Source organism: Streptomyces sp. NPDC014861 (assembly GCF_043081625.1).
Taxonomy (GTDB): Bacteria; Actinomycetota; Actinomycetes; order Streptomycetales; family Streptomycetaceae; genus Streptomyces.
On record NZ_JBIBWV010000032.1, the window covers coordinates 43,740 to 62,839 of the forward strand.

The following is a 19,100-nucleotide window of genomic DNA, read 5'->3' on the forward strand; positions in this document are numbered from 1 at the left end:
ATCTCCCGCCGCGGCGGAACCCGCCGGACGACCGGCTGCCGGGCACCCCCGCCGTCACGCGCCCTCGCACGCGCCGCCGGGGCGCCGTCGCTCGCCCGGGGGAAGGGTGCCACCCGTTCCGGCGGATTGGCCGAACTCCGCGTAGACCGGATAGGTGCCTGAGGCATGTAGTGGAGGGTGGCATTCACGCCGGAGCCAACGATCCGACGTCTGCGAGGTTCCCTGATGACGACCACGGACGAGACCGTCGCCTTCCCCCAGAACCGCTCCTGCCCCTATCACCCCCCGACCGCCTACGATCCGCTGCGCGAGGACCGCCCCCTGTCCCGGGTCACCCTGTGGGACGGCCGGGAGGTGTGGCTCGTCACCGGACACCGGACCGCCCGGGCCCTCCTGGCCGACCAGCGGCTGTCCACCGACTCCACCCGCCCCGACTTCCCGATCCCGGTGGAACGCGCCCAGGCCCTCCGCAGCCGCCGGCGCGCCGCGCTCCTCGGCTGGGACGACCCCGAGCACAACGTCCAGCGGAGGATGCTGATCCCGAGCTTCTCCCTGAAGCGCACGGACGGCCTGCGCCCCCGGATCCAGGCGACCGTGGACAGGCTGCTGGACGCCATGGAGGCCGCGGGTCCGCCGGCCGAGCTGGTGAGCGCCTTCGCGCTGCCGGTGCCCTCGATCGTCATCTGCGACCTGCTGGGCGTGCCGTACGAGGACCACGACTTCTTCGAGGAGCAGTCCCGGCGCCTGCTCCGCGGCCCGAAGGGCGAGGACATCGAGGACGCGCTGGCCCGGTTGGAGGGCTATCTCGGCGAACTCATCGACGGCAAGCGCGCCCGGCCCGGCGAAGGGGTCCTCGACGACCTGGTCGCGCGGCAGGCGCGGGAGGGCGGTCCGGACCGCGAGGAGCTGGTGCAGCTGGCGACGATCCTGCTCGTCGCGGGGCACGAGACCACCGCCAACATGATCTCCCTGGGCACGTACACCCTGCTCCGCCATCCCGAGCGGATGGCTCAGCTCCGCGCGGATCCGGCCCTGCTGCCGACGGCCGTGGAGGAGCTGCTCCGCTTCCTGTCGATCGCGGACGGCATGCTGCGGGTGGCCCGCGAGGACGTGGAGATCGACGGGGCGGTCATCCGCGCGGGTGACGGGGTGGTGTTCTCCACCTCGCTCATCAACCGCGACGGCTCGGTCTACGCCGACCCCGACGCGCTGGACTGGGAGCGCACGGCCCGCCATCACGTCGCCTTCGGCTTCGGCATCCACCAGTGCCTGGGCCAGAACCTGGCGCGCGCGGAGCTGGAGATCGCCCTTGGCACGCTGCTGCGGCGGCTGCCGGGCCTCCGGCTGGCGGCGCCCGCCGAGGAGATCCCGTTCAAGCCGGGCGACACGATCCAGGGAATGCTCGAACTCCCCGTCGTCTGGTGAGCGTCACGGCGCGGTCCGGATCCGGTCCCACGACGAAGGGAACCCCTGTGGTGCGCATCGCCATCGACCCCGACCTGTGCATGGGAGCGGGCCAGTGCGCCCTGGTCTCCCCCGATGTCTTCACCCAGGACGACGACGGCTTCGGCGCCGTCCTGCCCGGCCGCGAGGACGGCGCGGGCGCGACGCTGGTGCGCGAGGCGGTCCGCGCCTGCCCGGTCCAGGCGATCAGCCTGGGGGACGATCCGCTGGGGTGAGAGTTCACGGGGGCGGGTCGGGGACGCCGGCCCACCCCCGTGACCACCCCGCCTTCCGCATCCCTGTTGAGGAAATATGTAGATCGGTCTACAGTTCAGCCATGGGACTGAAGGGCGCCGAGACGCGGGACCGACTGCTGGACGCGACACAGGAGTTGCTCGAGACCGGGGGCTACCTCGGCGCCGGGCTCAATCAGGTGATCGCGGCCGGCGGCGCGCCGCGCGGTTCGCTGTATTTCCACTTCCCCGGCGGCAAGGACCAGTTGGTCGGCGAGTCCGTCCGGCGGGCCGGCCGGGCGATCGGGGGCGAACTGGAGGACCTCGCGGAGTCCACCACGTCGGCGGCGGAGTTCGCCGGGGCGATCCTGCGCCGACTGGGCGAGCGCCTGGAGGAGTCGGGGTGGCGCAAGGGCTGCCCGGTGGCCACCGTCGCGCTGGAGACCGCCAGCACCAACGACCCCTTGCAGCAGGCCTGCTCCGAGGTCTACACCTCGTGGGAGGGAGCGCTGCGCGCGCGGCTCGCGGACCGCCCGGACGCCGACGACCTCGCGGTCACCGTCCTCGCCCTCGTCGAGGGCGCGCTCCTGCTGGCCCGCACACACCGCAGCAGGGAACCCCTGGACCGGGTCGCCCGCCAGATCGGCACCCTGCTCGACTGACCCGGCCCCCTACGGCCCGCCGCACTCCGGCGGGCCTTTCACCGGCCCGAAAAATATGTAGACCGATCTATTTAGGGAGTTCATCATGGACGCGATCGTCTTCGGCGCGACCGGCTTCATCGGCCGTTCCCTCGTCGCCGAACTGCTCACCCGGGGCCGACGGGTGGCGGCTGCCGTGCGCAACGACACCCTCACCCCCTGGCTGGCCTCGCAGAACGTCGACACCCGCGGGCTGGAGATCGTCACGGCCGACATCACGCGCCCGCTGGTGGACCTCCCCGAGGTCAGGGACGTCTACAACGCCGCCGCCCGCTTCGCCTTCGGGCTCGACGAGCGGGAGGCCAGGGCGGTCAACGTCACCGGGGCGCTCAACGTGCTCGAATGGGCCGCCACGCTGCCGCGGCTGCGCCGGCTCGTCCACCTCACCGGGTACCGCGTGAGCGCGGCCGCCGACCACCCCGACCACACCTCCCTGGGGGCCTACGAGACGTCGAAGATCGAGGGCGACCGCGCGGTCCGGGCCCGCGCCGAGGCGCTGTCGGTCCCGCTGACCGTCGCCAATCCCAGCACCGTGATCGGACCGGGCCAGTACATCGGCCTGGCGACGCTCGTCGAGGACCTGTGGAACGGACGGCTCCCGTTCGTCCCCGGCGGCTCCGACACCTTCCTGCCGATCACGACCGTCGACCATCTCGCGCGGTTCCTGGCGGAGATCCCCTCGTCGCCCGTGGGCGAGCACTACTGGGTGCTCGACGACGACACCCCTCTCCTGCCCGAACTGATCGGCACCATGGCCGCCCACATGGGTGTGCGGGCACCCCGCGGGACCGTTCCCGCCGGCCTGCTGCGGCGGCTGCCGCGGCGGCTGACCGGTGCGGACCCCGAGACGCTGTCGTTCCTGTCGAACGACCGCTACCCGACGGCCTCCGCCCGGGCCCTCGCCGCGCGCGCCGGCCTGGAGACGCCTCCCGCCTCCGAGGCCCTGCGGACCTGGGCCGACGACCTGGTGGCCGCCCGCTTCGGAGCCGCGTCGCCCTGGCGGAGCCCGTACGGCTTCCAGACCGTGGCGGGCGGTCGGACCTGGGTGACCGGCGACCGGCGCGACCCCTCCCACGTCCTGCTGCACGGCCTGCCGATGAACTCCGACCTGTGGGCTCCACTCGCCGAGCACCTCCCGGGCCCGGTCCTCGCCCCCGACCTGCCCGGCCTGGGGCGCTCGGCCCCCTCCGGGCGGCCGGTCGACGCGTGGCTGGCCGAACTGATGAGCCAGGTGCGGACCCGCCCGGTGCTGGTCGCGCACTCCCTGGCCTGCGGACCCGCCCTCCGCTTCGCCGCCGACCACCCGGACCGCGTCGGCGGACTCGTGCTCGTCTCCCCCGCGTTCCTCCAGGCACCCGCCTCGCGGCTCGCCCGCTCGGTCCTGGCCGGGCCGGCGCTGCGCCGGATGCCGGCCCCTCGGCTGGCCCGGACGCTCGGCGTCCCCGAAGGACCGGAGGTGCGCAGCGCCGCGGCCGACCTCCGGCGCCCCGGGGTGGCGCGGCGCACCGCCGCGTCCTTGCGCGGAGCCGTCGCCGAGCGTCCGCGGGTGCGCGCCCTGCTGGAGCGCGTGGACGTCCCGGTCCGGATCGTCGTGGGCTCGGAGGATCCCCTCGTCGAAGCGGTCGACGTCCCGGTGGCCCGGATCGTCGGAGCCGGTCACTACCCCCAGCTCACCCACCCCGCCGAGCTCGCCCACCACCTCGGCGCCGGGGTGCCGGCCGGGGCGTGACTCCGGGGCGGCCGGCGCGTCGGACGCACCCGGCCCGGGGGCCGTGCCGCGTCGGTGCGGCACGGCCCCCGGGCCGAGGGGCGGCGCAAGGTCACCGGCGGCGCCGGGCCGTCAGCACGTGACAGACGAGGAGGACGGCGGTGAACGCGAGGCCGATGCCGGCGGCCTGGCGCATGTCGGGCACCTCCACCGCCGTCGCCGCCACCGCCAGGACCCCGACGGTGGCGACCACCGCGAGCTTGTCGCCGCCGGGGATGCTGAAGCCGGTGAACTCCTCCGGGTGCGCGTTCCGGTGGCGGCGGAAGGCGACGTACGAGGCGAGGATCAGCAGCCACACGAGCAGCACCGCGAAGATCGCGATCGACATCAGGATGCCGAAGAGCCCGCTGACGTCGTAGAAGGCGAGGAGCGCCGCCACCGCGATGCCCAGGGTGGAGGCGGCGAGGGCCGCCGCCGGGACGCCGCGCCGGCTGAGCCGGGCCAGCGGGGCGGGGGCGAGACCGTCGCTTCCGAGCGAGTGGAGCAGCCGGGAGGCTCCGTAGAGGTGCGCGTTGGCGGCGGACATGGCGGCGATGAGGACGACCGCGTTGGTGACGGTCGCCGCGGCGGGCACGCCGACCTCGGTGAAGACGCGGACGAACGGGCTGGACTCGACGCTGCCGTCGCCGCCGGCCAGGGTCCGCCACGGGATGAGGGCGAGGACGAGGGTGATGGAGAGCAGGTAGAAGAAGGCGAGGCGCCAGGCGAGCTGCCGCATGGCGGTGCGGATGGTGCGCTGCGGGTCGGCCGCCTCGGCGGAGGCGATGGCGACGACCTCGAAGCCGGCGTAGGCGAACATCACGATCGACATGGCCAGCCAGATGGAGCTCGCGCCGTGCGGGAGGAAGCCGCCGTCGCCGGTCAGGTGCGCGAAGCCGGTGGCCTCGGTGTCCGGCAGGCCGAAGACGACGAGCAGGGCGGCGCAGAGGATGAAGGCGCAGAGCGCGACGACCTTGACGGTGGAGAGCCAGAACTCGGTGGTGCCGAAGGACTTCACACTGATGACGTTGACGGCGAGGACCACCGCCGCGATGACGAGGATGGCCGCCGACATCGGCACCTCGGGCCACCACCAGCGGATGTAGAGGGCCGAGGCGACGACCTCGGTGCCGATGACGACGACGGCGCTGAACCAGTACAGCCAGCGGCTGAGGAAGCCGGCCCAGGGGCCGAGGTAGCGGTGGGCGACGGTGCCGAAGGAGCCCTGGACGGGGTGGGCTGCGGACATCTCGCCGAGCAGGACGGCGATGATCGCGACGAGCACGGCGCCGATGACGTACGAGACGATCACGGCGGGTCCGGCGACGGATATCGCGGACCCGGAGCCGAGGAAGAGGCCGGTGCCGAGCGCGGAGCCCAGGCCGATCATGGTGGTCTGGCGGTGGGTGAGGGAGCGGACCAGGCCGCTCTCGCCGCCGGGTGCCGGTCTGGCGGCCTCGTCGGCGTCGGTTCCGTCGGTGGAGGAGGGGGCGGGGGGCGCGGATTCGCCGGCTGCGGTCATGGCGGGGTGACCCTTCTGCGCGGGGAGACGGGGTGGCGGGGATGGCGGGGCGGGGGTGGTTCGCGGGGGACGCGGGGCGGTCAGAACTCGCTGGTGCGGAACGGCTTCGCGGGGGCGTCGAGGTCGGGCTTGCCGAGGACCTTCGACGAGAGGGCGTAGATGCCGTGGTTGGTCAGCGCCCAGGCGATGTTGCGGTCCCACTCGACGTAGACGCCGTGGGTCTGGTTGCCGTACGCGTACTCGGCGGTGTCCCGGCCGTAGGCCTTGGGGACGAAGTACGCGGAGATCTCCGGGTCGGCCGGGTCGGAGACGTCGAAGAACTGGACGCCGGCGTTGTAGAAGCCGTAGCCGAGCAGTCCGGCGTCGTGCCTGCCCGGGTTGGTGTAGTAGCCGGTGCGCTTGGGGCCGAAGCTGCCGCGCCGCTGGCAGTAGTCGGTGAGGCCGGACGCCTTCGGCGGGACGGGGCGGGGCAGCACGCCGACGACGCGCGGTCGGGCGGGGTCGCGGACGTCGATCTGGTAGACGTCCTTGTAGGGCTCGTAGCAGTCCTCGGTCAGCGGGTAGCCGGAGTAGTAGATCATCCCGGTCTTCTCGTACTGGGAGACGTCGATGTTGTCGCCCTCGGTGCCCGCGACCGAGGCGGGCAGGTCGAGCCGGCCGACGGTCCGCATGTGCGCGGGGTCGGAGACGTCGAGCACCGTCAGGCCGTACCCGCCCATCGCGGCGAAGGCGTAACGCCCGCCCTTCTCCACGGGCTTGGGGAGGAAGAGCGGCATCCGGGCGCCCATCCAGCTGGTGCGGTTCCCGCAGCGCGGGTTCTCCCGGTAGGCGGCGTCCTCGCCGGTGCGCTGGCCGGGCAGGTGCCAGGTGTCGAGGAGCTTCGGGTGCGCCGGGTCGGACATGTCCCAGGACTGGTAGCCGGCCGAGTGCAGGTTGGTCGGGTACTCGGTGCCGGAGTAGGTGTCGTCGGGGGCCGTGGCGAGGAACATGTACTTCTCGCCGGTCCAGTGGGGGACGTCGATGGAGCCGGAGCCCTGCTGCGCGGTGGCGGGGTCGCTGCGCAGCGGGTCCTTCTGGGTGGTGTCGGTGGAGACGGTCGCGAGGAGCTTCCAGTCCTTCTTGCGCGGTCCGTCGAGGCGGTAGACCTTGAAGCCCTTGAGTCCCGGCTTGGCGCGCAGCTTCCGGACACCGTCGGGGTTGTTGTACTTGTCGAGCGGCGGGTGGTCGGAGAGTTCGGAGATCTGCCGCTTGCTCTCGAAGCTCTGCACCATGACGTACGCGCCGAGTTTGCGGCTCCACTGGATCGTGGAGGCGCCCCAGTAGTCGTGCGCGGCCCAGTCGCCGTTGGCTCGGGTCTCGTCGCCGTCGACGTCCTCACGGCTCAGCTTCTCGACGACCCTGACCTTCTTGACGTCGGTGATGTCGTAGACGCGGCCCTCGGAGCGGTCGTACTGGAAGAGGTAGCGGCGGCCGTCGAAGTCGACGACGTTCTGCCAGGTGTGGAAGTAGTCGGGGGTGAAGTCGGCTCCCTCGTAGGCGGCTTCGACCTTCATGTTCTTGATGTACGCGCGGGTGTCGTACTGGTCGGCGCGGCCGGGGAAGGGGTGGTCGGACTCCTCGTCGACGGGGGTGAGGGAGGGGTGGCGGAACGTGCCGTCGAGCTGCATCCCGTACGCGCCGGGGTCGGCCGGCCCGGGGCGGCGGTCGGCGCAGACCTCGCGGACGTCCGGGTCGGTCGCGGCGGCGGCGACGGGCGTGGCGGAGATGCCGGGGGCGAGCAGCGTGGCCGTGGCGGCGGCCGCGACGAGGGTGGCGAGCACCGTGGTTCCGCGGGTGAGGCGCATGGACGGTCCTTTCGGGGGCTGCGGGATGCGCGGGGAGAGGGAGGGGGCGGGGGTCAGGTGACGGTCGGGCGGGACCGGAACGCGGGGGCGCGGTGGGCGCCGGTGACGGCGATGTCGCGGAGTTCGCGGACCGCGCGCAGGACGTCCGCGTGGGTGACGTACAGGGCGTTGAAGCCGAAGCGGAGCAGGTCGGGGGCGCGCATGTCGCCGATGACGCCGCGGGCGGTGAGCGCGGCGACGAGGGGGTACGCCTCGGGGTGGCGCAGCGCGACCTGGCTGCCGCGCCGGTCGGGGTCGCGCGGGGTGGCCGGGGTGAAGCCGAGGCCGTCGAGCAGGGTGTCGGCGCACTCCTGGAAGAAGCCGGTGAGGGAGAGGCTCTTCTCCCGGACGGTCCTCATCCCGACGCCGTCGAAGGCGGTGAGCGCGGCCTCCAGGGCGATCAGGGAGAGGAGGGCGGGGGTGCCGACACGGGCCCGGGTGATGCCCGGGGCGGGCGTGTAGGTGCCGGACATGGCGAACGGCTCGGCGTGTCCGTGCCAACCGGTGAGGGGGTGGTCGAACGCCTCCTGGTGGCGGCGGGCGACATACGCGAAGGCGGGGGCGCCGGGTCCGCCGGACAGGTATTTGTAGCCGCAGCCGACCGCGAAGTCGGCCTCGATGGCGTCGAGTTCGACGGGGAGGGCGCCGGCCGCGTGGCAGAGGTCCCAGTGGACGAGGGCGCCGGCGGCGTGGGCGGCGGCGGTGAGCGCGGCCATGTCGTGGAGCTCGCCGGTGCGGTAGTCGACGGGGGCGTACGCGGCGACGGCGACGTTCCCGGACTCGGCGGCGAGCACGGCGGCGGCGTCGCGGGCGGGGACGCGGCGCACGTCGAGGCCGAGGAGCCGGCCGACGGAGTCGGCGATGTACTGGTCGGTCGGGAAGTGGTCGGGGTCGGTGAGGAGGAGGCGGCGGCCGGGGCGGAGCCGGGCGGCGGCGAGGAGGGTGTTGAAGAGCTGGACGCTGGTGGAGTCGCCGGCGACGACCTGCCCGGGCGCGGCGCCGATCAGGCGGCCGATGGCGTCGCCGGTGCGGACGGGGGCGTCCCACCAGCCGTTGGCGTTCCAGGAGCGGATGAGGTCGGTGCCCCACTGGCGGTGGACGGCGTCCTCGACGGCGGCGGGGACGGCGGCGGGCAGGGCTCCGAGCGAGTTGCCGTCGAGGTAGACGACGTCCTCTGGGAGGAGGAAGCGGTCCCGGACGGCGGCGAGCGGGTCGGCGGCGTCCAGGGCGGCGGCGCGGGCGGTGAGGTCGTGCGTCATGCGAGGGCTCCGGGGGCGGAGGGGGCGGGGGCGTCGGGGGTACCGGGGGTGCCGGGGGCGGCGGGGGCTTCGAGGTCGGCGGCGTGCCGGGTGAGGTCGAGGGCGATGTCCGTCAGGAGGTCCTCCTGACCGCCGACGAGGCGGCGCCTGCCCGCCTCGACCAGCAGGTCGCGGGTGTCGAGGCCGTGGCGGGCGGCGGTCGTCTCGGCGTGCCGCAGGAAGCTGGAGTACACGCCGGCGTAGCCGAGCGTGAGGGTCTCCCGGTCGACGCGGACGGGCCGGTCCTGGGTGGGGCGGACGAGTTCCTCGGCGGCGTCCATGAGGGGGAAGAGGTCGCAGCCGTGCGCGATGCCCATGAGGTCCAGGACGGCGACGACGGGTTCCAGGGGCGCGTTGCCGGCGCCCGCGCCCTGTCCGGCGAGGGAGGCGTCGACGCGGTGGGCACCGGCCTCGACGGCGACGATGCTGTTGGCGACGCCGAGGCCGAGGTTGTGGTGGGCGTGGACGCCGATCTCGGTGGCCGGGTCGAGGACGTCGCGGTAGGCGCGGACCCGCTCGCGCACGCCGTCCATGGTGAGCCGGCCGCCGGAGTCGGTGACGTACACGCAGTGGGCGCCGTACGACTCCATGAGGCGGGCCTGGGCGGCGAGTTCGGCGGGTGGGGCGAGGTGGGACATCATCAGGAAGCCGGAGACGTCCATGCCGAGTTCACGGGCGAGCCCGATGTGCTGGGCGGAGATGTCGGCCTCGGTGCAGTGGGTGGCGACCCGGACGGAGGTGACGCCGAGGGCGTGGGCGCGGCGCAGGTCGTGGGCGGTGCCGATGCCGGGCAGCAGCAGGGTGGTGAGGCGCGCCCGGTCGAGGACGTCGGCGGCGGCCTCCAGCCACTCCCAGTCGGTGTGGGCGCCGGGTCCGTAGGTGACGGAGGAGCCGGAGAGGCCGTCGCCGTGGGCGACCTCGACGGCGTCGACGCCGGCCGCCTCCAGGGCGGCGGCGATGGCCCTGACCTGGTCGAGGGTGTAGCGGTGGGAGACGGCGTGCATGCCGTCCCTCAGGGTGACGTCCTGGACGTAGACCCGGTTCATCGGTTCCGGCTCCGTTCGGCCAGGCGCTCGGCGGTGCGCAGCGCGGCGGCGGTCATGATGTCGAGGTTTCCGGCGTAGGCGGGGAGGTGGTGGGCGGCGCCCTCGACCTCCAGGTAGACGGAGACGAGGAGCCGGGCGCCGGCGCCGAGGCGGACGAGCGGGTCGTCGGCGGGGAGCGTGCGGAACTGGGGTTCCTGCTTGAGGCGGTAGCCGGGGACGTAGGCGGCGACGGAGGCGGCCATCGCGTGCACGGAGGCGGTGACGCGGTCGGTGTCGGCGTCGTCGACGAGGCAGTGGACGGTGTCCCGCATGAGGAGCGGGGGTTCGGCCGGGTTGAGGACGATGATGGCCTTGCCGCGGGCGGCGCCGCCGACCTGTTCGAGGGCGCGGGAGGTGGTCTCGGTGAACTCGTCGATGTTGGCGCGGGTGCCGGGTCCTGCGGAGCGGGAGGCGATGGAGGCGACGATCTCCGCGTAGTGGACGGGGGTGACGGCGGAGACGGCCGCGACGATCGGGACGGTGGCCTGGCCGCCGCAGGTGACCATGTTGACGTTGGTCTCGCCGAGGTGCTGGTCGAGGTTGACCGGCGGGACGACGTACGGGCCGATGGCGGCCGGGGTGAGGTCGACGAGCGTCTTGCCGTAGGGGGCGAGGGCGGCGGCGTTGCGGTGGTGGGCGGCGGCGGAGGTGGCGTCGAAGACGACGTCGATCTCGTCGAAGCCGTCCAGGGCGAGGAGTCCGGCGACGCCGTCGGACGTGGTGGGGACGCCGAGTCTGCGGGCTCGGGCGAGTCCTTCCGAGTCGGGGTCGATGCCGGCCATGGCGGCGGCGGTGACGTGCCCCTCGCCTCGGATGATCTTGATGAGGAGATCGGTGCCGATGTTGCCCGATCCGATGACGGCTGCCTTCACCGCGCGGCCTCCTTGAGCCTGGGGGTCAGTCCGAAGAAGCGGACGGCGTTGCCGCCGAGGACGGCGGCCCGCTCCCGGGGGGTGAGGTCGCTCTCGCGGACGAGCCGCCCGATGGCCTCCTCGCCGAGCGGGAAGGGGTGGTCGGAGCCGAGGAGGACCCGCTCCGCGCCCATCACGTCGACCAGGAGCCGCAGCGCGCCCGGGTCGAAGACGGCGGAGTCGACGGAGAAGCGGTCGGTGTACGCGGACGGCGGGCGGGGGCTGTCGGCGCGGACGATGTCGCGGCGGTGCCAGGCGTTGTCGGCCCGGCCCAGCAGGTACGGGAAGCTGCCGCCGCCGTGCGCGAAGAGGAGCCGCAGGGAGGCCGGGAGCCGTTCGAAGGCGCCGGAGAGGATCAGCGAGAGGATCGTCAGGTGGGTCTCGCCGGCCATGCCGGCCAGCCAGGCCAGCATGTACCGGGAGTACCGGGGCCCGGAGGGCAGGTCCCAGGGGTGGACGAGGACGGCCGCGTCCTCGTGGGCGCAGTGCGCCAGGAACTCCACGAGCGCGCCGTCGTCGAGGTCGCGGTCGCCGAGGTGGTTGCCGATGTGGACGCCGTGGAAGCCCTGCCGCATCGCCTCGGTGACCGTCTCGCAGGCGGCCTCGGTGTCCTGGAGGGGCACCTGGCACAGCGGGGCGAGCCGGTCGGGGGCGTGGGCGGCGTACGCCAGGAGGTGGGCGTTGACGCCGCGGCACCAGTCGGCGGCGCGGGCCGGGTCGAGTCCGTAGCCGAAGAGCAGCGGGGTGCTGGACAGCACCTGGACGTCGACGCCGAGCCGGTCGAGGTCGGCGACGCGTTCGGCCGGGTCCCACAGGGTGCGCCGCACCGGGCGGTACTCGGTGGTGCCGGCCATCATCATCCCGGCGTCGGGGCCGTCGGTGGTGCGCAGCCAGGGCGCGTCGTCGCTGCCGGTGACGCGGGTGGCCTCGGCGCGGCCGATCTCGGGGAAGACGTGGGCGTGGATGTCGACGACGGTCATGCGTCGGCCGCCCCGTCGCGGCGGGTGCGGGGGCGCAGTTCCTCGGGCCAGTCCTTGCCGGGGTGGAGGGCGCCGCAGTGGCCGCAGGTGCGGGCGGCCTCGTCGGCGTAGAAGGCGCTGAAGACGGGCGGCAGGTCGTCCACGATGGAGGTGAGCTGGACCTCGCTGCGGTGCACGAGGTGGTGGCACTCGACGCAGTACCACTCGAAGGCGTCGCGGTGGCCCTGGGGGCGGGCGAACTCGACGACGAGGCCGATGCTGTCCTCCTCGGGGCGCTGCGGGGAGTGCCGGAGGTGGGCGGGGGCGAGGAAGACGTCGCCCTCGCGGATGTGGACGTCGCGCGGCGGGCTGCCCTCCTCCTCCATGACGCGGAGCACCATGTCGCCCTTGAGCTGGTAGAAGAACTCCTCGATGGGGTCGTCGTGGAAGTCGGTGCGGCGGTTGGGGCCGCCGACGACCGTCACCATCAGGTCGGCGTCCTGCCAGATCTGCACGTTGCCGACGGGCGGCTTCAGCAGGTGGCGGTGCTCCTCGATCCACGCCTGGAGGTTGAACGGTCTGAGGTTCATCGGTGCGTGTCCTTGTCGTGCGGGAGGTGGGCCACCGCGCTGATCTCGATCAGCAGGTGGGGGTGGGGCAGCTGGTGGACGGCGACGGTCGTCCGGGTCGGACCGGTCTCGTCGAAGTACTCGCCGTAGACCTCGTTGTAGCCGCCGAAGTCGTTCATGCTGACGAGGTAGGCGGTGACCGACACGAGGTCACGGAGGCTTCCGCCGGCGGCGGCGAGGAGGCCGTCGATGGTGTCGAGGACGGCGCGGGTCTGGACCCGGATGTCGAGGTCGGTGACGCCCATCGGGTCGGCGCTCGCGCCGGCGAAGGTGCCGTCGGGGCGGCGGGAGCTGGTGCCGGAGACGAAGACCAGGTCGCCCGCGCGCCTCAGGTGCGGGAAGCGGCCGCGCGGCGGGGCCGCGCCGGGGACGATCACCGGGCCTCCTCGGTGGTGAGGCGGACCGCGCCGAGCCGGGCGACGGTGGCCCGCACGTGGGTGCCGGGCGGCAGCGGTACGGCGGCGGTCGCCGCTCCGGCGAGGACGACCGTCCCGGCGGGGAGCGGGCCGGCGAGCCGTGCCGCGGCGGCGAGGGCGCGCAGCGGGTCGCCGAGGATCGCGGCGGTGGAGCCGGTCTGAGCGGGGCGGCCGTCGAGTTCGAGGACGACGCCGAGGTTGGCGAGGGCGCGCGGACCGCCGAGGGCGTCGGGCCGGGTCCAGGGGCCGGTGGCGTACGCGGCGGCGGAGGTGTTGTCGGCGACGACCTCGGCCAGTGAGAAGCGGAAGCCGTCGTAGCGGGAGTCGATGACCTCCAGGGCGGGGGCGACTCCGGCGACGGCGGCGGCCGGGTCGCCGCCGGGGGTGAGCTCGGCGCCGAGGAGGAAGGCGAGCTCGGGTTCGACGCGGGGGTGGATGAGCCCGGTCGTGTCGAGGCGTCCGCCGTCCGGGACCTCCATGCGGTCGGTGAGCCGTCCGTGGATCAGGTCGGCGACGCCCATCTGACGCATCTTGGCGAGGCTGGTGAAGCCGAGCTTGACGCCGGTGGGGCGTTCGCCGCGGGCGAGGCGGAACGCGACCAGGGCCTCCTGGACGGCGTAGGCGGCGCCGGTGTCGGCGTCGGTGAGGCCGGTGGTGCCGCCGGACAGGGGGCGGGCGTCGCGGGCGGCGGCGTCGAGGCGTGCGGCGAGCGCGGCCGGGTTCACCGGGCGCCTCCTTCGGGGTGGGAGGGGTTCGACGGTCGCGCCCTTCGGGTGCGCCGGGGTGCGTCGGCTCGTTCTTCGGGAGCGGCGGGGTCCGCCGGTGGTCCCGCGGAGGCGGCGGGGTTCATCGGGCGTCCTTCGCGGAGGCGGCGGGGTTCATCGGGCGTCCTTCGCGGGGGCGGCCGGGCCGAAGGCGGCGCGGACCGAGCCGAGTCCGTCGATGCGGGCTTCCAGGACGTCGCCCGGGGCCACTTCGGCCATGGGGCCGAGCGCCCCGGTGAGGACGGTGTCCCCGGCGCGCAGCGGCCGGCCGAGGCGGACGAGGGTGTCGGCGAGCCAGACGGCGGCGTGCAGCGGGTTGCCGAGGCAGGCGACGCCCGCGCCGGTCGAGACGGGTTCGCCGCGGCGTTCCAGGACCATGCCGGCGGTCCGCAGGTCGAGGTCGCGCAGGAGGACCGGGCGGGTGCCGAGGACGTACGCGCCGCTGGAGGCGTTGTCGGCGACGGTGTCGACGGCCGTGATGTCCCAGTCGCGGACGCGGCTGCCGACGATCTCGACGGCGGGCAGCGCGAAGGCGGTCGCCCGGATCACGTCGGCGACGGTGTGCCGCTCGTGCGGGAGGTCGTGCTCCAGGACGAGCGCCACCTCTGCCTCGGCCTTCGGCTGGAGTACCGCGCCCCAGGGCAGCTCCTCGCCGTCGGGGACGGCGGTGTCGTCGAGGAGGGCGCCGAAGTCGGGTGTGTCGACGCCGAGCTGACGCTGGACGGCGGGCGAGGTGAGGCCGACCTTCCAGCCGGTGGTCCGGCGGCCCTCGGCGAGCCGGCGCCCGGTGAGGAGGTCCTGGACGGCGTAGGCGGCGTCGAGGTCGCCGGGCGGCAGGAGGTCGCGGACGGGGTCGCAGGGAACTCCGGTGCGGCGGGCGCGGTCGAGGCGTTCGGCGGCGGCCGCCACCGCCTCGCTGCCGCGCGGGGTGGCCTCGCGGGTCGTCGTCACAGCTTCACGCACACATTCATCGGTTCGGAGAAGAAGTCGAGCGAGTGGTCGCCGCCCTCGCGCCCGATGCCGGAGGCCTTCACGCCGCCGAAGGGGGTGCGCAGGTCGCGCAGGTTCCAGGTGTTGACCCAGGCGATGCCGACGTCGAGGGCGGGGGCCACGCGGTGGGCCCGGCGCACGTCTCCGGTCCAGACGGTGGCGGCGAGGCCGTACGGGCCGGCGTTGGCGAGCGCGAGGGCCTCCTCCTCGGTGTCGAACGGCGCCAGGTGCACGACCGGGCCGAAGATCTCGTCGCGTACCGCGGGGTGGTCCTCCGGGAGGCCGCTGAGCACCGTGGGCTCGACCCAGAAGCCGCCGTCGCGGGCGTCCCCGAAGGACGGGACGCCGCCGCCTGCCAGCACCTGCCCGTCGGCGGCGGCGCGTGCGAGGTGGCCGCGGACCTTGTCGCGGTGGGCGGCCGAGATCATCGGGCCGTAGCCGGTGAGCTCCTTCGCCCCGGCGGCGAGGGCGGCGGCGAACGCGTCGAGGACCGGCCGTTCCACGTACACGCGCTCGGTGCAGAGGCAGACCTGGCCGCTGTGGGTGAAGGAGGAGCGGAGCGTGCCGGCCACGGCCTCGTCGAGGTCGGCGTCGGCGAAGACGAGTCCGGCGTTCTTCCCGCCGAGCTCGAAGGAGACCGGGGCGAGCCGGGCCGCCGCGGCCCGCATGATCGTCGATCCGGTGCGGGACTCGCCGGTGAAGGCGATCGCGTCCACGCCGGGGTGCTCGGTCAGCCACTGGCCCGCGGCGTCGGCGCCCCGGCCGTGCACGAGGTTGAAGACGCCCGCCGGGACCTCCGCCTCCGCCATCACCTCGGCGAGCAGGCAGGCGGTGCCGGGGGTGAGTTCGGACGGCTTGGCGACGACGGTGTTGCCGGTGGCCAGGGCCGGTGCGACCTTCCAGGTGAGGAGCAGCAGCGGCAGGTTCCACGGCGAGATGACCGCGACCACGCCGAGGGGCTTGTGCACGGTGTAGTTGAGGGCGCCGCGCCCGTCGGGGGTCGGGGTGTGCCACGAGCGCTCGTGGCGGCCGGTCAGGAGGTCCGCGTAGGCGCGGAAGTTGGCGACGGCGCGCGGGATGTCGACGGTCGAGGCCAGCTCGCGGGGCTTGCCGGTGTCGGCGCACTCGGCGGCGGTGAACTCCTCGGAGCGCCGCTCGATGCCGTCCGCGATCCGGTGCAGGAGCCGCGACCGCCGCCCCGGGCTCCAGCCGGCCCACGGTCCGCGCAGCGCCTCGCGGGCCGCGCCCACCGCCCGGTCGACCAGCTCCCGGCTCGCCTCCGGCACCTCGCCGACGACGCGCCCGGTGACCGGGTCGACGAGCGGGAACGGCACGCCGGACGCGTCGAACCCGCCTCCTACGTAATGCCGCACGGGTGAACTCACCTTGCAGACCTCCGTTGCTGAGCCGGGGGCTGTCCGAAACTCGCCCCCGGTGCGTGTCGGTATAGTGCGCCCACTCAGCTATGCCGATCCAATGCCGATCGGTGCGTGAGCTATAGCGAAACCGGTATGCGGGGAGGGATCCGTCCCGCGGAAGGAGCCCTGGGCGATGGACCTCCTGGACGGCCGGCTCAAGTTCCGGCACCTGACCCTGCTGATCGCGGTCTACGAGCACGGGAGCGTCGTCCGCGCCGCGGAATCGCTGCACCTCACCCAGCCCGCCGCGACCCGCACCCTGCGCGAGCTGGAGGCGGTGGCGGAGCTGCCGCTCTTCACCCGCGTCCCGCGCGGCATGCTCCCCACCGTCTACGGCGAGGCGCTCGTCGGTCACGCCCGCGCGGTGGTGGCCGAGGTGCGGCGCGCCGAGGAGCACCTCACGGGGCTGCGGCAGGGCCGGGACGGCACGGTCACCGTGGGCACCCTGCTCGCCGGGGCGAACGTGCTGCTCCCCCGCGCCGTCGCCCGGCTGAAGCGCGAGCGCCCCCGGCTGACCGTCGTCGTCCGGGAGGGCACGCCGGACGTCCTCCACCCCGCCCTGCTCGGCGGCGAACTCGACGTCATCGTCGGGCGGGTGGGGGCCGTGTCCGGCGACGGCGAAGCGGGCGAGCGGGTACGCCAGCGGGTGCTCTACCGCGAGCCCATCCGGCTCGCGGTGCGGGCCGGGCACCCGCTCCTCGACGAGCGGGCCGACGGGGACGGGCCGGAGGTCACGCTCGCCGACGCCCTCGGGCACCCCTGGATCCTGCCCGTCGAGCAGACCGCCCTGCGGCAGGAGCTGGCCGCCCTCTTCGTCGACCGGGGCCTCTCGCTCCCCGTCGACCGGGTCGAGTGCACGTCGATCCTGACCATGCGGGCGCTGCTGCTCCAGACGGACATGGTGGCGCTCCTGCCCGAACTGGTCCTCCGCGACGACGAACATCTCGCCGCCCTGCCCGTCGAGCTCCCGTCCGTCGGCCGTACGGTGGGCGTCACCGAGGCCGCCCACCGCACCCGTACCCCCGCCCTGGAGGCCCTGCTGCGCCACCTCGACGAGGAGGCGGCCCTGCTGCGCGCCTCACTGCCCGGGAGTGTCGGCGGCTGAGGCACCGCCGAGGCGCGCGGGCCTTCGCCGCGCGCCGGATCACGACGGACGCACTTTTCCCTCTTTCCGGGGATCGCCGCTGGTCAGTTGGGGTGAACGGAGCGCGAGCGGCGTGCCCGGCGCGGGACGGAGGGCGTTGGAGGGGATGTGAGTACCGCAAGCACAGCTCCGATACTGACCGTTCTTCTCGACACTCCCGCCCCTCCCCCCGTGCACGACTCGGGCGCGGACGCCGCGCCCGGCGAGATAGTCGTCACCTCCTGCACCACCCTCGGCAGCACCCTGATCGTCCATCTCACCGGCGAGATCGATCACCTGAGCGTCGGTCCGCTGCGGGCCCTGCTGGCCTCGGCGGCCGACCACGGGTGCACCGGGCTGGTCCTGGACACCTCGCAGGTCACCTTCTGCGACTCCGCGTTCCTCAAGGTCCTGGACTGGTGGCCTCGGCACGGTCGACGGCTCAGGTTGGCGAACCGCTCCCGAGCCGTCCTGCGCCTCCTGAGCGCCGCCGCGTACGGAGGACCGCGCCGCGAGTGGGCCGTCTCCCCCGCCCCCAGGAACCCCCGGGGCCGACCGCGGGGCGTCGCCCCGACGCGCCCCGGCAGCCCTCGGACCGGATTCTGGACCGTCCGCGAGCGCTAGCCCGTCCACGACGCACCGCGTGAGGAGGGTGGTGGGCCGGGTGGCGAGATGCCACCCGCGCCCCACCACCCCCTCTCCACCGACCGCCCCCTCGTCCTGGGCACACACCTTCGGGGCGGTCAGCGCTCCTCGCGCAGCCCCCAGGGCGATCCGTACGCGCCGAGGAGGTCGAGGAACGGCCGGGCCGGCAGCGCCTCGGGACCGAGGACGCCGGCGGCCTTCCACGTGCCCTCGGCGATCAGTTCCAGCGCGATCACCGGGTTCAGGGCGGTCTGCCAGACCACGGCCTGGGAACCGTACTCGCGCATCGACCACTCGTTGTCGACGACGTGGTACAGGTACACCTCCCGCGCCGTGCCGTCCTTCGTCCCCTTGACCCAGGTGCCCGCGCAGGTCTTGCCCGTCATGCGGTCGCCCAGGGTGGCCGGGTCGGGCAGGCAGGCGGCGACCACGTCGCGCGGGGAGACCCGGACCGGGCCGTCCGGGCCGGGCACGGTGACCTCCGCCGTCGAGTCGAGCCCCAGGTCCCTGAGGGTCTTCAGCTTGGCGATGAAGTCGTCGCCGAGCCCGTACTTGAAGGTCACCCGGCGCGCGTCCACCCAGCGGGGCATGAGGAGGACCTCCTCGTGCTCCACGTTCACGCACTCCACCGGGCCGATGCCCTCGGGGAAGTCGAAGACCTCCGGCTCGCTGAAGGGGGCCGTGGTGAACCAGCCGCGGTCCTTCTCGTAGACGACGGGCGGGTTGAGGCATTCCTCGATGGTGGTCCAGATGCTGAAGGAGGGCGCGAAGTCGTAGCCCTCCACCGTGAGGTTCGCGCCGTCGCGGACGCCGATCTCCTCGATCTCGTCGAAGAGCTCGTCCGCCGCGTGCCGCGCGAACACGTCGGAGAGGCCCGGCTCCACGCCCATGCCGACGAGGGCGAGGCGGTCCGCCTTCTCCCACTCCCCGGCGAGCGCGAACTGCTCGTCGCCGAGCTTGACGCCGCACTGTGCGTAAGGGGCGGTCGGGTGCGGCACGGACAGCGACATCGCCATGTCGACATAGTGCGTGCCCGCGGCGAGCGCCGCGGTGAACAGGGGCATCACGAACCTGGGGTCGGTGGCGTTCAGCAGCACGTCGCAGTGCTCCTCCTCCAGGAGACGGCGGACCGCCGTCTCGTCGGAGGCGTCCACGCGCCGGGCGCTGAAGCGGCCCTCCCGGTCGTCCAGCGCGGCCACGGCGGCCTCCGCGCGGGCCGGGTCGTAGTCGGCCACGACCATGTGGGTGAGAAAGGCACGTCGGGCCGCGATGCGGGTGACGGCGGTTCCGACACCGCCCGCACCCACGAGAAGTACACGCATGTCACACACCA

At 74.0% G+C, this 19,100-nt stretch carries 18 protein-coding genes; 6 read left to right on the top strand and 12 right to left on the bottom strand.

Translation table 11 applies throughout. The features are described 5' to 3' along the window. Positions 1-225 precede the first annotated feature (225 nt). The 4 genes from ACF1BN_RS35270 (at position 226) to ACF1BN_RS35285 (ending at position 4,106) form a co-directional block, all read left to right on the top strand. The gene (locus tag ACF1BN_RS35270) at positions 226-1,425 is read left to right on the top strand and encodes a cytochrome P450 (RefSeq protein WP_392335678.1); all 1,200 of its coding nucleotides are present in this window, start codon (positions 226-228) and stop codon (positions 1,423-1,425) included. Between the two features lie 50 nt (positions 1,426-1,475). Further along, positions 1,476-1,679, top strand: coding sequence for a ferredoxin (locus ACF1BN_RS35275; RefSeq protein WP_392335706.1), 204 nt, complete (start codon positions 1,476-1,478; stop codon positions 1,677-1,679). Between the two features lie 101 nt (positions 1,680-1,780). After that, the gene (locus ACF1BN_RS35280; RefSeq protein WP_392335679.1) at positions 1,781-2,338 is read left to right on the top strand and encodes a TetR/AcrR family transcriptional regulator; all 558 of its coding nucleotides are present in this window, start codon (positions 1,781-1,783) and stop codon (positions 2,336-2,338) included. Positions 2,339-2,423: 85 nt separating this feature from the next. After that, positions 2,424-4,106 carry an alpha/beta fold hydrolase gene (locus tag ACF1BN_RS35285; RefSeq protein ID WP_392335680.1) on the top strand — a complete coding sequence of 561 codons (1,683 nt, stop codon included), beginning with the start codon at positions 2,424-2,426 and terminating at the stop codon, positions 4,104-4,106. A gap of 91 nt (positions 4,107-4,197) precedes the next feature. On the opposite strand, the gene ACF1BN_RS35290 is transcribed toward ACF1BN_RS35285, so the two are convergent. The 11 genes from ACF1BN_RS35290 to ACF1BN_RS35340 all read right to left on the bottom strand — a co-directional run bounded on the left by ACF1BN_RS35290 (position 4,198) and on the right by ACF1BN_RS35340 (position 15,954). Further along, a complete protein-coding gene (locus ACF1BN_RS35290) occupies positions 4,198-5,646 on the bottom strand; it encodes an amino acid permease (RefSeq protein ID WP_392335681.1) in 1,449 nt (482 codons plus the stop codon). A gap of 80 nt (positions 5,647-5,726) precedes the next feature. After that, positions 5,727-7,490 carry an LVIVD repeat-containing protein gene (locus ACF1BN_RS35295; protein ID WP_392335682.1) on the bottom strand — a complete coding sequence of 588 codons (1,764 nt, stop codon included), beginning with the start codon at positions 7,488-7,490 and terminating at the stop codon, positions 5,727-5,729. Positions 7,491-7,543: 53 nt separating this feature from the next. Further along, positions 7,544-8,788, bottom strand: coding sequence for a kynureninase (gene kynU / locus ACF1BN_RS35300; RefSeq protein WP_392335683.1), 1,245 nt, complete (start codon positions 8,786-8,788; stop codon positions 7,544-7,546). Beyond that, positions 8,785-9,873 carry a 4-hydroxy-2-oxovalerate aldolase gene (gene dmpG, locus ACF1BN_RS35305; RefSeq protein ID WP_392335684.1) on the bottom strand — a complete coding sequence of 363 codons (1,089 nt, stop codon included), beginning with the start codon at positions 9,871-9,873 and terminating at the stop codon, positions 8,785-8,787. Before dmpG ends, kynU begins: the two co-directional genes overlap by 4 nt. Further along, complete coding sequence (locus ACF1BN_RS35310; protein WP_392335685.1) at positions 9,870-10,784, bottom strand: acetaldehyde dehydrogenase (acetylating); 915 nt, start codon at positions 10,782-10,784, stop codon at positions 9,870-9,872. The genes dmpG and ACF1BN_RS35310 overlap by 4 nt, the downstream gene beginning before the upstream one ends. Beyond that, on the bottom strand, positions 10,781-11,803 hold the full coding sequence (locus ACF1BN_RS35315) for an amidohydrolase family protein (RefSeq protein ID WP_392335686.1): 1,023 nt from the start codon (positions 11,801-11,803) through the stop codon (positions 10,781-10,783). Before ACF1BN_RS35315 ends, ACF1BN_RS35310 begins: the two co-directional genes overlap by 4 nt. Beyond that, positions 11,800-12,372, bottom strand: a complete 573-nt coding sequence (locus ACF1BN_RS35320) for a 3-hydroxyanthranilate 3,4-dioxygenase (RefSeq protein WP_392335687.1) — start codon at positions 12,370-12,372, stop codon at positions 11,800-11,802. Before ACF1BN_RS35320 ends, ACF1BN_RS35315 begins: the two co-directional genes overlap by 4 nt. Continuing rightward, entirely contained in the window at positions 12,369-12,788 is a 420-nt protein-coding gene (locus ACF1BN_RS35325; protein ID WP_392335688.1) for a RidA family protein, read from the bottom strand. Before ACF1BN_RS35325 ends, ACF1BN_RS35320 begins: the two co-directional genes overlap by 4 nt. Next, entirely contained in the window at positions 12,785-13,552 is a 768-nt protein-coding gene (locus tag ACF1BN_RS35330) for a 2-keto-4-pentenoate hydratase (RefSeq protein WP_392335689.1), read from the bottom strand. The genes ACF1BN_RS35325 and ACF1BN_RS35330 overlap by 4 nt, the downstream gene beginning before the upstream one ends. Before the next feature lie 153 nt (positions 13,553-13,705). Continuing rightward, entirely contained in the window at positions 13,706-14,542 is an 837-nt protein-coding gene (locus ACF1BN_RS35335; RefSeq protein ID WP_392335690.1) for a 2-keto-4-pentenoate hydratase, read from the bottom strand. Further along, entirely contained in the window at positions 14,539-15,954 is a 1,416-nt protein-coding gene (locus ACF1BN_RS35340; RefSeq protein WP_392335691.1) for a 2-hydroxymuconic semialdehyde dehydrogenase, read from the bottom strand. Before ACF1BN_RS35340 ends, ACF1BN_RS35335 begins: the two co-directional genes overlap by 4 nt. A 178-nt stretch (positions 15,955-16,132) precedes the next feature. On the opposite strand from ACF1BN_RS35340, the gene ACF1BN_RS35345 reads away from it, so the two are divergent. Together ACF1BN_RS35345 and ACF1BN_RS35350 are read left to right on the top strand one after the other, a co-directional pair. Next, a complete protein-coding gene (locus tag ACF1BN_RS35345) occupies positions 16,133-17,104 on the top strand; it encodes a LysR substrate-binding domain-containing protein (RefSeq protein ID WP_392335692.1) in 972 nt (323 codons plus the stop codon). Between the two features lie 210 nt (positions 17,105-17,314). Continuing rightward, positions 17,315-17,746, top strand: coding sequence for an STAS domain-containing protein (locus ACF1BN_RS35350; protein WP_392335693.1), 432 nt, complete (start codon positions 17,315-17,317; stop codon positions 17,744-17,746). A 119-nt stretch (positions 17,747-17,865) separates the two neighbouring features. Here the strand turns inward: ACF1BN_RS35350 and ACF1BN_RS35355 are convergent, their stop codons facing one another. Next, positions 17,866-19,089 carry a saccharopine dehydrogenase family protein gene (locus ACF1BN_RS35355; protein ID WP_392335694.1) on the bottom strand — a complete coding sequence of 408 codons (1,224 nt, stop codon included), beginning with the start codon at positions 19,087-19,089 and terminating at the stop codon, positions 17,866-17,868. Between the last annotated feature and the right edge of the window lie 11 nt (positions 19,090-19,100).